Annotated in this window: 10 protein-coding genes and 2 pseudogenes; 5 read left to right on the forward strand and 7 right to left on the reverse strand. The window is 62.2% G+C overall.

Annotated elements, in window-relative coordinates; translation table 11 throughout:
- Both F759_RS39460 and F759_RS0133510 read right to left on the reverse strand, forming a co-directional pair.
- A pseudogene (locus F759_RS39460) lies at positions 1-240 on the reverse strand (IS256 family transposase); the annotation flags it as partial.
- Between the two features lie 178 nt (positions 241-418).
- A complete protein-coding gene (locus F759_RS0133510; RefSeq protein ID WP_027803643.1) occupies positions 419-1,681 on the reverse strand; it encodes a PepSY-associated TM helix domain-containing protein in 1,263 nt (420 codons plus the stop codon).
- A 369-nt stretch (positions 1,682-2,050) separates the two neighbouring features.
- Here F759_RS0133510 and F759_RS0133515 point away from each other — a divergent pair, with 369 nt between their 5' ends.
- Positions 2,051-4,174: a TonB-dependent siderophore receptor gene (locus tag F759_RS0133515; protein WP_407668568.1), complete on the forward strand. Its 2,124-nt coding sequence runs from the start codon at positions 2,051-2,053 to the stop codon at positions 4,172-4,174.
- An 85-nt stretch (positions 4,175-4,259) separates the two neighbouring features.
- On the opposite strand, the gene F759_RS0133520 is transcribed toward F759_RS0133515, so the two are convergent.
- Positions 4,260-5,345: an AI-2E family transporter gene (locus tag F759_RS0133520; RefSeq protein WP_027803645.1), complete on the reverse strand. Its 1,086-nt coding sequence runs from the start codon at positions 5,343-5,345 to the stop codon at positions 4,260-4,262.
- Between the two features lie 33 nt (positions 5,346-5,378).
- Positions 5,379-8,252: an excinuclease ABC subunit UvrA gene (uvrA, locus tag F759_RS0133525; RefSeq protein WP_027803646.1), complete on the reverse strand. Its 2,874-nt coding sequence runs from the start codon at positions 8,250-8,252 to the stop codon at positions 5,379-5,381.
- Positions 8,253-8,639: 387 nt separating this feature from the next.
- On the opposite strand from uvrA, the gene F759_RS0133530 reads away from it, so the two are divergent.
- Both F759_RS0133530 and F759_RS0133535 read left to right on the forward strand, forming a co-directional pair.
- A complete protein-coding gene (locus tag F759_RS0133530; RefSeq protein ID WP_152530774.1) occupies positions 8,640-9,827 on the forward strand; it encodes an MFS transporter in 1,188 nt (395 codons plus the stop codon).
- A gap of 198 nt (positions 9,828-10,025) precedes the next feature.
- On the forward strand, positions 10,026-10,574 hold the full coding sequence (locus tag F759_RS0133535) for a single-stranded DNA-binding protein (RefSeq protein ID WP_027803648.1): 549 nt from the start codon (positions 10,026-10,028) through the stop codon (positions 10,572-10,574).
- A gap of 69 nt (positions 10,575-10,643) precedes the next feature.
- Here F759_RS0133535 and F759_RS0133540 read toward each other — a convergent pair whose 3' ends face one another.
- Complete coding sequence (locus F759_RS0133540; RefSeq protein ID WP_027803649.1) at positions 10,644-11,444, reverse strand: bestrophin-like domain; 801 nt, start codon at positions 11,442-11,444, stop codon at positions 10,644-10,646.
- Positions 11,445-11,750: 306 nt separating this feature from the next.
- On the opposite strand from F759_RS0133540, the gene F759_RS0133545 reads away from it, so the two are divergent.
- Positions 11,751-13,403, forward strand: coding sequence for a methyl-accepting chemotaxis protein (locus F759_RS0133545; protein ID WP_027803650.1), 1,653 nt, complete (start codon positions 11,751-11,753; stop codon positions 13,401-13,403).
- Between the two features lie 74 nt (positions 13,404-13,477).
- Here F759_RS0133545 and F759_RS0133550 read toward each other — a convergent pair whose 3' ends face one another.
- Positions 13,478-14,287, reverse strand: a complete 810-nt coding sequence (locus tag F759_RS0133550) for a c-type cytochrome (RefSeq protein WP_027803651.1) — start codon at positions 14,285-14,287, stop codon at positions 13,478-13,480.
- Positions 14,284-15,252, reverse strand: a pseudogene (locus F759_RS39465) (cbb3-type cytochrome c oxidase subunit I); the annotation flags it as partial. The pseudogene F759_RS39465 and the gene F759_RS0133550, both read right to left, overlap by 4 nt.
- A gap of 77 nt (positions 15,253-15,329) precedes the next feature.
- Here F759_RS39465 and F759_RS43525 point away from each other — a divergent pair.
- On the forward strand, positions 15,330-15,594 hold a 265-nt coding region (locus F759_RS43525; protein ID WP_167334052.1), incomplete at its 3' end, for an IS110 family transposase.

The following is a 15,594-nucleotide window of genomic DNA, read 5'->3' on the forward strand; positions in this document are numbered from 1 at the left end:
GTTGCGGTGGTTGCCGGCGCTGCCTTGCTCCGCCTCGCTCTCCAGGTGATGCGTCAGCTCCGCGGCCAACATGCGCTCAGCCAGTTGCTTCTTCAGTCGCCCGGCCAGGCCCGATTCCCCGAGAACCGACTCGGCGTTCCTGTTCTGCACCTGCGCCAGCAGTTGATCGATCAGCTCATNGGGGAACAGCTTCGGCGCCTTCGGGTTCTTGCTCTTCCTGGTCANTGTTGTTTCGGTCATTGGACGTTATTTCCGTTATCGTCTCATGACCTCGACACACTAAAAATCTGACAGGCTCACGCTGCGCAATCACCGCCCGACAACGGCCGCTCGACAGCCCCGCTCGACACCCGCGCAACGGGCCAGCCGACCACCCAGCAACGGCCACCTTACCCACCGCAGCCAACAACCCTCCGGCTCATTCCGGCGCGATCTCTGCATGCGACCGCGACCGCGCGGGCGTCCTGCCCGCTTCCCGCGTGACCGGCGCTTTCTGCGTCTTCTGCGCCGAGCGGCGGCGCGCATTCAGCTTCTTCAGCCAGATCAGCAGTCCTGTCGCGCTCAGCACGGCGACTGCCATGCCGACCGCACTGATCAGAATCCGTCCGCCGACACCCAGAATACGTCCCGAGTGCAGCGGGAATTGCACCTGCATGAAGATGTCGCCGGCTGTGCCCTTGCCGGGAATCTGCTTGGAGAGCAGCTTGCCGGTAGCCGAATCCCAGTACATCCACGCGTTGCCGAGGCCCATGTCGCCGTGATCGTTGCCGGTCTCGTAGAAGCCGACGCCGTAGGCGTGCATGAACTCCGCGTAATAGAGGCCGCCCGGCGGCGCCTTGATGTTAAGCGCTTTGCCGGCTTCTGCCGCCAGTTGCACAATGCGCTCCCGGCTGAGCACGCCGTCGCCCGGGTTTGGCGCGCGAAGAATCTCGGGATTGTTGATGGGGTCCGGCGCGAGCGTCGAAAACATCGAAACGATGGGGCGCACGACCGGTGACGCGAGGTTCATCGACACCGAAGTCCCCGCGACGATCATCAGCAGGCCCCAGATCCATACGCCGCCCGAGCGGTGCAAATCGAACGCGAGCGCATAGCCGCCGCGCCCGAAACGAAACGCGAACGACTTGCGCCACGCCTTCACGCTCGGAAACGACAGGCATAACGCAATGACGCTGTCGAGCAACCAGATGATCCCGACGATGCCCATCAGCCAGACGCCGACGTCAATACCTCTGGTGAACGGCAAATGCAGCGTGTAGTGCAGCTTGTAGATGAACGGAATGAGGTTGATCCGCGCGAGCGAAAACGCGCCCCATTGACGCCGCCGCTGAATCTCGCCGGTGGCGGGATCGACGGCGATCTGGTTGAAGTCGACCTTGTACGGCTCGCGCGTGGCGGGATCGATGCGCGGAAGGACCATCATCTGCAGCGTATGGCCGGGCTCCGCCGCGAGCGGCAGATACGTTACCTGCAAGCGCGGATCGGCGGCCTCGACGCGTCGGGCGAGTTCCAGCCCGGATAACGCCGGCCCGCCGGTGCGCGCCTTGAAGAACGACGGGTTGAGCGCCGCATCGAGTTCGTGATCCCACGCGATGATCGCGCCGCTCAGTCCCGCGACGAACAGGAACAGCGCCGTCGCGACGCCGAACCAGCGATGCAGGCGGACAAACTGGCGCCTCATGAGCGAGCCGAGCAGACGACAGGTAGATGCGGACGACGTGTCACGGCGAAAGCCACAGTGTAAATAGGAACTGTTCGCATCTTAAGCGAAGCACGTTGTAAGCCGCAAGTCTCCAGATGATTTGTGCCCACGAAAGTTATTGCGGCGCGGCAAATTTGCCGGATCTATGTCGGGCAAGGGTTGGCCCGTGTGCGTCGGGACTTTGCTGCGGCAAAATGTCGCAGAGCAAAGCTTACACTGCGCACATTTTTTCGGCATTATCCCGTCCCTGTGGAAATGGGAATGATTCTCATTCGTTGGCGAATCAGAGAAACGGGATCAAGGATGAAGAAAAACAGCGGGGTAGGGCGTTCACAGAAAACGCGCGCGATGCGCCGGTTGCACTGGGCGGCGTGTCTGGCGCTGACGGCAAGTCACGCTGCACTGGCGCAGCAGGTGCCGTCTGCGTCGCCGTCGTCGGACAGCGACGAAAAGGCGCTGCCGGCCGTCAAGGTCACGGCGGCGCAAGACACGGCGCAGCATCTGAAGGAAGACGTCGGCAACGGTGTGCTCGGCACGCGCTCGCAACTGGATACGCCGTTCTCGACTACCGTCGTCACGAGCGAAGAGTTGCAGGATCGCCAGCCGTCCAAACTCGGCGACGTGTTCGCCACCGACGCCTCCGTGTCCGACAACGGCAACGCCTACAACGCGTGGGCCACGTATTTGACGGTGCGCGGCATGCAGCTCGACTGGCAGTCGGGATTCAAGATCGACGGCATGCCGTTCAACAGCTACGGCATCACGATGCCGTACGAACAACTCGAAAAAGTCGAACTGCTCAAAGGCCTGACCGGCTTCATGTACGGATTCGGCGCGCCTGGCGGCGTGGTCAACTACGTGACGAAGAAGCCGCCGGTTTCCACCACGCCCGTGCGCAGCGTCGACATCGGCTACTACACCGATGGGGTATGGACCGAGCACGCGGACCTCGGCGGCCGTGCCGGTCCCGACGGCATGTTCGGCTATCGCCTGAACGCGACGCACGAGGAAGGCAAGACCTATAACGACGGCAACGTGCGGCGCGATTCGGTTTCCGTCGCGCTCGACGCTCGCATTACGCGCGACCTGAAGGCGACATTCGGCGCGTTGTATCAGGAGCGCCATTCCACCGGCATCGCCGGCTCGGTTTCGACGGCGCAATACACCGGCAGCAATCTGCCGCATACGATGAGCGGCGGCACCGGCGACCTCTCCGGTCCCGACCAGCATCTGAATACGAACCTGCAACTCTATACCGCGGGCCTCCAGTACAACCTCGGGCAGGACTGGACGCTCAACGCAAGCTACAGCTACAGCAAGAGCTCGCGCGATCGCAACGAGAGCACCTACTACCTGCTGAACGGCGCGGGCGATTACACCGACAGCCGTTTCGCCGGCAAGGAAGGACATCAGCTGAGCTTGTGGCAGGTGTCGGCGGAAGGTCAGGTGAAGACGGGACCGTTGCAGCATCAACTGGTATTCGGCGCGGCTTATCAGCGTCAGACGAACGACTACGGCGCGAACAGCTTCTTCGGCCAGATCGGCACGGGCAACATCTACCAGCCGAACACCAACACGTTCGACAGCGCATCCAACTACTACACCTACCGCGACAGCGACATTACGCAGAAAGCGCTCTTTGCCAGCGATACGATCCAGTTGACGCAGCGCTGGTCGGTGCTCGGCGGTGTGCGTTACACCAACTACGAGCAGCATGGCTACTCGACGACCGGCGCGACCACGTCGACATATAGCCAGAACGGCGTCGTCACGCCGACCGTCGCGTTGATGTTCAAGCTCGCGCCGACCACGACGTTGTACACGAGCTATGTCGAGTCGCTGGAAGCGGGGACCGTCGTCGGCGACAGCTACGCAAATCGCGGCGAACTGCTCAAGCCGTTGCGCAGCAAACAGTATGAAGTGGGCATCAAGACCGAACACGGGCGCTGGAGCGCGACGGCCGCGTTATTCCGCATCGAACGCGGCGCGGCATACGCGAACAGCGCGAACGTCTACACGCAGGACGGCGAGTCGATCTTCCAGGGCATCGAGATGGGCGGCGATGTGCGTCTCGGCGCGAACTGGAACGTGGGCGGCGACCTCATGTGGATCAACACGAAGTACGAGCGCGGCGCGGCCAATAACGGCAACCGCGTCGCGGGCGCGCCGCAATTCGTCGTCGCGGGCCATGCGACTTACTCGGTGCCGTATGTGCCGGGGCTGCGCATCGGCGCCGACGCCAAGTTCACGGGCAATACGAACGTGCGCCCGTCGGCCAGCCTGAACGCGCCGGGCTATATGCTGGTGAATCTGGGCGCAAGCTACGCGACGCGCATCGGCGGCTATGACGTGACGTTCCGCGCAGCAATCGATAACCTGCTGAACCGCCGCTACTGGGAGTACCAATACGCGGATTATTTGACGCCGGGCGACCCGCGCACGTTGTCGCTGAACGCGCGCATCGACTTCTGAGTACGAAAAAAGCGGCGCCGCGGTGCCGCTTTTCGTTGTGGTTTGAGCGCTGTGTAATGCCGCTGCGTGTCGCGGCATTGCAAGCTCAAACCAGCCGTAGATAGATCAGTTCGCGCTTGATATACGCATAGAAAATCGGTGCTGCGACCACACCGGGCAAGCCGAACGCTGCTTCCATGACGAGCATCGCTACGAGCAGTTCCCACGCGCGCGCCTCGATCTGCCCGCCGACGATCCGCGCGTTCAAAAAGTACTCGAGCTTGTGAATCAGGATCAGAAACGCAAGCGCCATGACTGCCGCGGGAAAGCTCACTGAGAGCGCCACCGCGACGATGATCGTGTTCGAGATCAGATTGCCGATCACCGGCAGCAAGCCGACGATGAAGGTGACCAGCACCAGCGTTTTGGACAACGGCAACTGGTCGTGAAAGATCGGCAGAACGATGAGCAGGAAGATGCCAGTGAAGACCGCGTTGATCGCGGAGATTTTCACCTGCGCGAACACGATACGGCGGAAGGCGTCGGCGAAACGGGTCACGCGCGTGACGAAAGCCGTGGACAGCGGCAGCCGCTGCATATGCTTTTGCGCACTCACCGCGATAATGGCGCCGATGATCATGCCGATCAGAATGTGCGTGAACGCACGCGCCGCGGTCTTGCCGCTTTGCTGCAGCATGTTGGCGTGCGTCTGCATCAACTCGGCGGCTTTGGTTTTCATCTGCTCGGTGTCCACCGGCAGCGAGCTCGCGATGAATTGCGGAATCCGCCCGCGCGCCTGATCGATCAACTGCATGGCCTGATCGAGGAGCCTCTGGACACTTGGCACGTCGTTTTCGAAATGTTCGATGATGCCGAGCGTGAGAGCCGTCAGCACGCCCACGATCACGACCGACAGAATCACCACTGCCAGCCAGCGCGCCCGCCCGCTCGACATATGGCGCTCGATGCGCGGCGCCATCGTATGCACCAGCTGGAACACCAGAAGCCCGGCGAGCAGCGCGCCGAGCAGCTGGAGTTCGATCACCGCCCACATGCCGAACAGCATCAGCACATAACTGCCGATTTCGACCGCCGAGAGCTTGGGCAGGCTCATGTTGCTGGTCAGCCTGACCGGGCGTGGACGTAGATCCTCTACTTGCCCGTCTTCGCGCGCCTGATTCCGCTTGGTCATGGCTTATCCGTCTCCAACCCGTGTTGTGCAGCGTTACTTTTTACTGGCCGCGCGTTTCAGCAGAGGCGCCAGATATCTACCGGTAAAACTTGCTTTGGACTTCGCGATCTGCTCGGGCGTGCCTTGGGCGATGATCTGGCCGCCGCCCGCACCGCCTTCCGGACCCATGTCGATGACCCAGTCGGCGGTTTTGATTACATCGAGATTATGCTCGATGATCACGACGGTATTACCCTGGTCGCGTAACCGATGAATAACTTCGAGCAGCAGCGCGATGTCATGAAAGTGCAAACCAGTGGTGGGTTCGTCGAGAATGTATAGCGTGCGACCCGTATCGCGTTTGCTCAGTTCCAAAGATAGTTTGACCCGCTGCGCCTCTCCGCCCGACAAGGTGGTCGCCGACTGACCTAGCCGGATATAGCCGAGGCCGACATCGAGCAGGGTTTTCAGCTTGCGCGCAACGACCGGCACCGGCTTGAAGAACTCGTACGCGTGCTCGACCGTCATGTCGAGCACTTCGCTGACGTTCTTGCCTTTGTACTGCACGTCCAGCGTTTCGCGGTTATAGCGCTTGCCGTGGCAGACGTCGCACGGCACATAGACGTCCGGCAGAAAGTGCATCTCGACCTTCAGCACGCCGTCGCCCTGGCAGGACTCGCAGCGCCCGCCCTTCACGTTGAACGAGAAACGGCCCGGGTCGTAGCCGCGTTCCTTCGCAGCGGGCACGCCTGCAAACAGTTCGCGGATCGGCGTGAAGAGGCCCGTGTAGGTGGCCGGATTCGAGCGCGGCGTGCGGCCGATCGGCGACTGGTCGACGTTGATGACCTTGTCGAAATGCTCCAGACCCTCGATGGATTCATACGGCGCCGGCTCCGTCGATGAACCATACAGGTGATGCGAGACCGCGTGATACAGCGTGTCGTTGATGAGCGTCGACTTGCCGGAACCCGATACGCCGGTCACGCAGGTGAGCAGCCCCACCGGCAGGTCGAGTGTGACGTGCCGCAGATTGTTGCCGTGCGCCTCGACGATGCGCAGACGCCGCTCGTCCGGATCCTTGCGCTCGTCCGGATACTCGATGGTGCGCGCGCCGGACATGTACTGCCCCGTCATGGACGCCGGGTTGCCCTGCACCTGTTTGGGTGTGCCCTCGGCGATCACCATGCCGCCGTGCTCGCCGGCGCCGGGGCCCATGTCGACCACGTAGTCGGCCATGCGGATCATGTCTTCGTCGTGTTCGACGACGATCACCGAGTTGCCGAGATCGCGCAGATGCTTGAGCGTGGAGATCAGCCGGTCGTTGTCCCGCTGATGCAGGCCAATGGACGGCTCGTCGAGCACGTACATCACGCCGGTGAGGCCCGAGCCGATCTGCGACGCGAGGCGAATGCGCTGCGCCTCGCCGCCCGACAACGTTTCGGCACTGCGTTCCAGCGACAGATAATCGAGCCCCACGTTGTTCAGGAACATGAGCCGCGCGACGATCTCTTTCACCACCTTATCGGCGATCTCGCGCTTCGAGCCTTCGAGTCGCAGCGTCTGGAAATAGCCGAGCGCGTCGCGCAACGGCCAGCCGCTGATTTCGAAGATGCCGCGCGCGTCGCCGTCCGCGCCGATGCGTACGAAGCGCGCTTCGCGGCGCAGGCGCGTGCCCGCGCACGCGGGGCACGGCTGATTGTTCTGATACTTCGCGAGCTCTTCACGCACCGCCGCCGAATCTGTCTCGCGATAACGCCGCTCCAGATTCGGGATGATGCCCTCGAACACATGCTCGCGGACCGACGTGCGGCCGCGCTCGTTGATGTACGAGAACGGAATTTCCTGCTTGCCCGAGCCGAACAGCAGGATCTTGCGGACTTTTTCGGGCAGGTCTTCGACGGCTGTGTCGATATCGAAGTCGTAAAACGCCGCCAGGCTTTGCAGCATCTGGAAGTAGAACTGGTTGCGCCGGTCCCAGCCCTTCACCGCGCCCGCTGCGAGCGACAGCGACGGATGCGCGACCACCCGCTTCGGATCGAAGAACGTGATCTGGCCGAGGCCGTCGCACTCAGGACATGCGCCCATCGGATTGTTGAACGAGAAGAGTCGCGGCTCCAGTTCCTGCAGCGAATACGAGCAGATCGGGCATGCGAACTTCGAGCTGAACAGATGCTGCTTTTCCGTATCCATTTCGAGCGCAATCGCGCGGCCGTCGGCGAGACGCAGTGCCGTTTCGAACGATTCCGCGAGGCGCTGCTTCATGTCCGGCCGCACCTTCAGGCGGTCGACCACCACGTCGATCGTGTGCTTGTCGTTCTTCTTCAGCTTCGGCAGCGAGTCGACGTCATAGATTTTCGCCGCGCCTTCGTTCGCCGTGCCGCCGCCCGAGCGCACGCGAAAACGGATGAAGCCCTGCGCCTGCATTTCCTCGAACAACTCGACGTGCTCGCCCTTGCGGTCGGCGACGACCGGCGCGAGGATCATCAGCTTCGTTTCTTCCGGCAGCGCGAGCGCCGCGTCGACCATTTGCGACACGCTTTGCGCTTCGAGCGGAATCTCGTGGTCCGGGCAGTAGGGGGTGCCGACCCGTGCGAACAATAGCCGCAGATAGTCGTGAATTTCGGTGACGGTGCCGACCGTGGAGCGCGGATTGTGCGACGTAGCCTTCTGCTCGATCGAGATCGCCGGCGACAGACCTTCGATCAGATCGACGTCGGGCTTTTCCATCAATTGCAAGAACTGGCGCGCGTAAGCGGACAGGCTTTCGACGTAGCGCCGCTGTCCTTCCGCATAGAGCGTGTCGAACGCGAGCGACGATTTCCCCGAGCCGGAAAGTCCGGTAATAACGACGAGCTTATGACGTGGTAGGTCGAGATTGACGTTCTTCAGGTTGTGGGTGCGAGCCCCACGAATACGGATTTGTTCCACGGATTTATTCCATGAACTGCGGAAAGAGGAAGAGGCTAAACCTGCTACTATAACGACTTTTCAAGGCCGCCGTTACGGCTTCCTGACGGCCTGAACGGGCCTTAGGCAAGCTGTAAGATCGTGGTTCAGCGCTAGCGGCAAAAGGTCTAACTGGGGCCGTTTTCGGCGAGTACAAGGCGCCGTGAACCGCGCGGGGGCTGCAAGGGCGCAAGGGGTCCGAAGGTCCGGCGCGCGGGCAGCCGGAAAAGAGAAACACCGCAAGGAACGCCGCAAGGCTGCCCCGGTTTGGCGGCCAGGCCATGCAGCATGCTTGCAGCCCTTCTCATGGAAAGCCGTCCGGTTGTGGCGCCCCCGGTGCGCCGCCCAGCTCATTCAAAGAACGCTTCGATGTCCAATCCGTCTGCCACCTCTTCACGCATGAGCGCGCCGGAACTGCGCGCGACCGTGTCGCTTGCCGCCATCTTCGCGCTGCGCATGCTCGGTCTCTTCATGATCATGCCGGTCTTCTCGATCTACGCCAAGACGATTCCCGGCGGCGAAAACGTCCTGCTCGTCGGCATCGCGCTGGGTGCGTACGGCGTGACGCAGTCGATGCTCTACATTTTTTACGGCTGGGTCTCCGACAAGATCGGCCGTAAACCGGTGATTGCTACGGGCCTGCTGATCTTCGCGCTCGGCAGCTTTGTCGCGGCGGGCGCGCACGACATGACGTGGATTATCGTCGGCCGCGTGATTCAGGGGATGGGTGCGGTGTCGTCCGCGGTCATCGCATTCATTGCCGATCTCACCGCCGAAGAGCACCGCACGAAGGCGATGGCGATGGTCGGCGGCAGCATCGGCATTTCGTTCGCGGTGGCGATCGTCGGCGCGCCGATCGTTTTTCATTGGGTCGGCATGAGCGGCCTTTTTGCGCTCGTGGGCGTCTTCTCGATTCTGGCTGTAGGCGTCGTGTTGTGGGTCGTGCCCGATGCGCCGAAGCCCGTACATGTGCGCGCGCCGTTCGCCGAAGTGCTGCACAACGTCGAACTGTTGCGTCTGAACTTCGGTGTACTCGTGCTGCATGCAACGCAGACCGCGTTGTTCCTCGTCGTGCCGCGTATTCTGGAAGCCGGCGGCCTCCCCGTCGCATCGCACTGGAAGGTGTATTTGCCGGTCATGGGCCTGTCGTTCGTGATGATGGTGCCCGCGATCATCGCCGCTGAGAAACGCGGAAAAATGAAAATTGTGCTGCTGTCCGCCATTGCTCTTATCCTGATCGGACAGTTGTTATTGGGCGTGGCTCCGCATACGATTCTGAGTGTGGCGGCGATCCTTTTTGTGTACTTCCTGGGCTTCAATATTCTGGAGGCGTCGCAGCCTTCGCTGGTGTCGAAGCTGGCGCCGGGCACCCGCAAGGGCGCGGCAGCCGGCGTGTACAACACCACGCAGTCCATCGGTCTTGCGCTCGGCGGCATGATCGGCGGCTGGCTGCTGAAAGTGGATGGCCAGAGCGCGGTCTTTTTCACCTGCTCGGGGCTCGTCTTTTGCTGGCTTATAATCGCCGCAAAGATGAAGCAGCCGCCGCGCAAAGCATAGTTCGGAACACTCGCCGATCAGTCGCGGATCATTCGCGAAACGTTCGCAGAACACCCGTGGCGGGCTCGGGCCTGTCCCGGCGTCACTTGGAACTCACCCGGCGGCGGGCAGAGGCGCACTTCTGATCTCGGGCCCGCCGGCCATGAGACGCGAACTGCGTTGCCGAGCCGCCCGAAATGGAATCAACAGGAGAAACTCATGGCATCCGTGAACAAGGTCATTCTCGTCGGCAATCTCGGAGCCGATCCGGAAGTCCGTTATCTTCCGAGCGGCGACGCAGTGGCGAATATCCGCCTTGCAACGACGGATCGGTACAAGGACAAGACGTCCGGTGAGATGAAGGAAGCCACCGAATGGCACCGCGTGTCGTTCTTCGGCCGCCTCGCCGAAATCGTATCCGAATATCTGAAGAAGGGCTCGTCGGTCTACCTGGAAGGGCGCATTCGCACTCGCAAGTGGCAGGCGCAGGACGGCACCGATCGTTACTCGACGGAAATCGTCGCCGAGCAGATGCAGATGCTGGGCGGCCGCGGCGGCTCGATGGGCGGTGGCGACGAAGGCGGCTACAGCCGTGGCGAACCGTCGGAGCGTAGTGGTGGCGGCGGTGGTGGCGGCGGCGGCCGTGCGATGTCGGGCGGCGGTTCGCGTGGCGGCAGCGGTGGCGGCGCAAGCGGTGGCGGTTCGAGCCGTCCGAGCGCGCCGGCCGGCGGCGGCTTTGATGAAATGGATGACGACATTCCGTTCTGACCGCACCTTGCGCCAAACCACCACAAAAACCCCGCTTCTTCAGCGGGGTTTTTTCATTTCGACTGGCCACTACCGTCTCAAATGCTCCAGCGCATCGCGCATCGGCAAGCTGGAAATCATGATCGGCCCGGTCAGCGGGGTGTCCAGATCGACGATCACGTAGATCGCCGACGCAATGGATACGGCCCCAAGCGAAATAGTCACGAGCGCCAGCGCATTGCGAGGCGCAATCAGTCCGAAGCTCAGAAAAATCACGCAAAGCCAGAACGTCAGCGTCTTGAAGAATGGCTGCGAGATCGAACTGTGCGCTTCCTCGATAATCTTCCAGCGCGCATCCACCACGCGGTGAAATTGTGTCAGGCCATCGTCGAGTGCGTGCTGTTGTAGTGGGTCATGCGCGCGCAACTCGCGCAATTGCCGGCCCACCGACGTCAGCATTGCGCCGAGCCGCACGTTTTCCAGCCGTTGCGAGTTATCCGGCGAGCCGAGACCTCTCGGATAGTCGCCCGTGGGAGCCGGTTCGCGCGGCCACGTCGATGCAATTGCCGCAGCCGTGTAGACGCGCAAGAGATTGCGCGCCGCGTCGGTGTCGCTGCCGTAATCCCTCAACGTCATGTCCAGTTCGATGATGTCCGCGGCATAGGTGCGCAGATCGTTCGCTGCCGTGTCGAAGCTCGATTTCGCCGACGCCGTCATCAAACCGAGCACCAGCGCGGCGAATGTCACGAGCATGCCGATCACCAGTTGCACGAGCTGCACGGTTTCGTGTGCCTTGTGTTCTTCGGGCAGAAGCGGCCGCGCCCATACGCCGAGCCCCGTCGCCGTGAGCAGGAGAAGGAAAACCAGCAGAGCCGAGCCTATTTCCGACATAAAAATGCTCCTGTGACATACGTCGAGGGTCAATCATCCTGGCCAGGACGCCCGAGGCTCGGGCAGTCCCGCTACCGCCTGCTTGCCAGGGCAGCTTGCCGCCGCATGTAATTTGATGTGACGCAAAAGCGTACGGCATCGACCATAAAGTTTTCAGAAGATCGGCCGTAGTCCCTATCTGTGGCATTCGCTTAAATTCTGACAAAAAAGTTGCGGACCATGCCAAATGGGCCTGGGCGCAGCATGCGTGGCCGAGGCGCATCTCACTGAACGTTCGGTCAGGCGGCCCCAATGGAGACTAGCCCGATGCTGAAAAATCTGTCGATTCGCAGTTGCCTTACCCTCATGATCGCGTTCTTTGCCGCCGCGCTGTTGCTCGGCGCCGCAGCGGGGCTTCTGTCGCTGCGCTCCAGCAACGCGTCGCTGCAGCAGATGTATACCGTCGATACCCCGGCAGTTGCCGACCTCGAGGGGAGCGCCGGCCAGCTGTTGCGCCTGCGCCTCGCACTCGCCACTTATGCATCGCTCGTCGATCTTAATGATGAGGACGGCGCGAATGCCGTGCTCAAGCGTTTCGATCAGTACCAGAAAGCATCGAACGAGCGGCTTGCCCAGTATATGAGCCGTGCGAGCACAGGAGCCGATGAACAGCGCCTCATCAAGGACATGCAGGACAAACGCAACACGTTCCTGCGCGAAGGGGTCGAGCCCGCGCTCTCCGCGCTGAAGGCGGGCGACCGGCCCACGTTCCAGCAATTGCAGGCGAAGAAACTGCCGTCTCTGTACAGCGCGTTCGAAAAAGCGATGCTCGCGCTCGAGCAGCTGCAGCTCGATCACGCCGCGCAGCGCTACCAGAGTGCACAAGATCTCTTTTACGCAATCAGCGTGACCGTGGCCATCGGAATTGTGATTTCGCTGCTCGGTTCGCTGCTCGGCCGAGCGGTGCTGGTGCGCGCAATCGTAAGTCCGGTCGATGCCACCATCGCCCAGTTTCAGCGGATCGCCAACGGAGACTTGACCGGCCAGATTGTCGTGACGAGCAACAACGAAATGGGACGCCTCGCCGCCGCGCTGCGCAAGATGCAGGAGTCGCTGATCGCGACGGTGAACTCGGTGCGTCAGGGCACGGAATCCATCGACAGCGGCGTCAGCGAAATCGCCGCGGGCAATACGGATCTGTCGCAACGTACGGAAGAACAGGCTGCATCGCTCGAAGAAACGGCGGCGAGCATCGAACAGCTCACGTCGACGGTCAAGCAAACGGCGGACAACGCGAAGCAGGCGAGTTCGCTCGCGCAGGGCGCGTCGACGCTCGCCGCTCAGGGCGGTGAATTGGCCGAGCAGGTGGTGGGTACGATGCACGAGATCGTCGACGACTCGCGGCGCATTGCGGACATTGTCGGTGTGATCGAAGGGATCGCGTTTCAGACGAACATTCTCGCGCTGAACGCGGCGGTCGAGGCCGCGCGCGCTGGCGAGCAGGGCCGCGGTTTTGCGGTTGTTGCGAGCGAGGTGCGTTCGCTGGCGCAGCGAAGCGCCGCGGCTGCGAAGGAAATCAAGGCGTTGATCGAAGCGTCGACCACGCGCGTCGAGAACGGCTCGCACCTGGTCGAGCGCTCGGGCTCGACGATGACCGAGATCGTCCAGGCCATCTCGCGCGTCAGTTCGATCATGGGCGAGATCGCCGCAGCGGCGACCGAGCAGAGCACCGGCATCGATCAGGTCAATCTCGCCGTCGCGCAAATGGATGAGGTCACGCAGCAGAACGCCGCGCTCGTCGAACAAGCCGCGGCGGCGGCGAGTTCTCTTGAGGAGCAGGCGAGAAGGCTGACATCGGCAGTGGCCGTGTTCCAGACGGAAGGCGGATCGTCGTCGCGGGCCTTGGCGGGCTCGCGTAACTCGCAGAGCGTTGTGACGAAGCGTGCGACGAATAACGCGGACGAACTGGCCGCCGCTTGATCGGTTCGCGGGCGACTTGCGTTTGCCTCGCGGCGCGTGCCGTGCCGCATCGCCACACACGCGAATCGTTCGGTCTACTGCATGGCTGCGTAATACCTCGCGAGACTATCGATCTCCGCCGATGTCATCTGCCGGGTGACATTGCGCATCTGCTCGTTGATGTCGTTGCGACGTGCACCCGAAGCAAACGCCCGCATCTGCGCAGCGAGGTAGATCGACGACTGGCCGCCGAGCCACGGCGCCGAACCCTTGCGGTCGAGCTGTCCGTGGCATGCCGCACACGGCGCGATATTGCGCTGCGGGTCGCCCTGCATCGCGAGCCGTACGGCGTTCGCATCGGGCGTACTGCCGGTGGGCGCGACTTCCGCTGCCGGACCGCGCGGCAGCGACGCGTAGTAAGCCGCGAGATCGTGCAGGTCCTGATCGCTGCGAGCGGCGACGATCGGCTGCATCACCGCGTTTTGCCGCACGCCCTGCTGATAATCGCGCAACTCCTTGTAGACGACGTCCGCATATTGACCAGCCAGCGCGGGCGCGGTGATCTGCACCGTGCCGAGCACGCCGTGACACATCGAGCAATTCTGCGTGGCAATGGTCGCCCCGCGGCCGATCGAATCCGCGTCGGCTCGCACGCGCCGCAACGGCGGCAAGACGACGACATCGCTCGGCGCCGGCCCTGCGATGTTGGCGCCGCTATACCAGCTCGACGGCGCGCCCGCGGCGCCGCAAATCGTTGCCCACAAGCTGCGGTTCGCGAATGCGCTGTTGGCTGACGGCAGCCAGATGAAGCCGATCAATATCGACACGACGGCAAGCGCCAGCGTGCCCGCAACGCTCACCGTAAACCACGGATTGCGCAAACTGAAGACGCGTTCCTGGTTCATCGCTGTGCTCCGACGACGACCGCCGGCACCGAAGTCTGCGGCAGTCTGAGCAATTGGACGATGGGCACGCTGTAGTTGACAACGGTAAGCCCGATCATCAACGCGACCCACAAGCCGAAGCTATTAAGCGCCGCGGGCACGCGTTCCACCGGGTGCACCGCGCTCGCGAAACGGAAGCCTTGCTGCGGAACCGCCGGTCCGAATTGCGACTTCGCGAGAATGTAGATAAAGAGCGCGCCCGATACGGCGAGGATCAGCCCGCCCACCGCCGACATGCTGACCCAGAACGCCTGAGCTTCGAGGCCCGGCATCTTGTAGTCGTAGTAGGCCATGCGGCGCGGCGCGCCGAGCAGGCCGACGTAATGCCACGGCAGCGTCACCACCAGCATGCCGATGAACCACAGCCACAGTTGCGTGCGCACCAGTTTCATCGACACAATCGCGCGGCCTGTGAGTTGCGGCCACAGTTCATAAGCAATTGCAAAGTACATGATGACGATTGCGCCGCCGAAGATCAGATGGAAGTGCCCGGTGACCCACTGCGTGTTGTGCACCGTGGTGTTTAACTGATAGCTCATGTTGATAAGGCCGCCGGCGCCGCCGAGCCCGAGCATCACGAACGAAAAGGCGACGACGAGCATCATCGGGTTCTGCCACGGCAATGCCGTGAGCCAGCCGAACGCGCCCTTGCCGCCGCGCAGCCTGCCGGCGATTTCCACCGACGCGCAAATGGTGAACACGGTCAGCAGCGTCGGCACGGACACCATCCCAGTGAACACCGCGTGCAGAAACTTGAAGCCCGAGCCGATCTGCGGATCGGCAAACAGATGGTGGATGCCGATCGGCATCGCGAAAACGAGAAACAGGATGAACGACACGCGCGCCATCGAATCGCTATAGAGCCGCCCGCCGATGGCTCGCGGCACCAGCGTGTAATACGCGATGTACGCGGGAATCAGCCAGAAGCATAGGTAATTGGGCGGTAAAGAAGGTGGTCGGACGCTCCTAAAATCGCAGAACCAACTGTGCGAAGGAGGCTGTGATGACTTACTACACTGGGCTGGATGTGTCGCTGCGTTCCGTCTCGATTTGTATCGTTGATGGCCAGGGCCAGGTAGTGTATGAAATGAAGGTCCCGGCAGAGGTGAGCGCGATTGCAAAGGCGCTTCGTTCGTTCAGCTCCGACGTTTCGACGGTTGGATTCGAAGCCGGCACATTGACGCAGTACCTGACGTATGGGCTGCAGCAGGCAGGATTCGACGTGGTCTGCCTGGAAGCCCGTCAGGTCAATGCAGCATTGAGCGCGA

The organism is Paraburkholderia dilworthii (genome assembly GCF_000472525.1).
Lineage (GTDB): Bacteria > Pseudomonadota > Gammaproteobacteria > Burkholderiales > Burkholderiaceae > Paraburkholderia > Paraburkholderia dilworthii.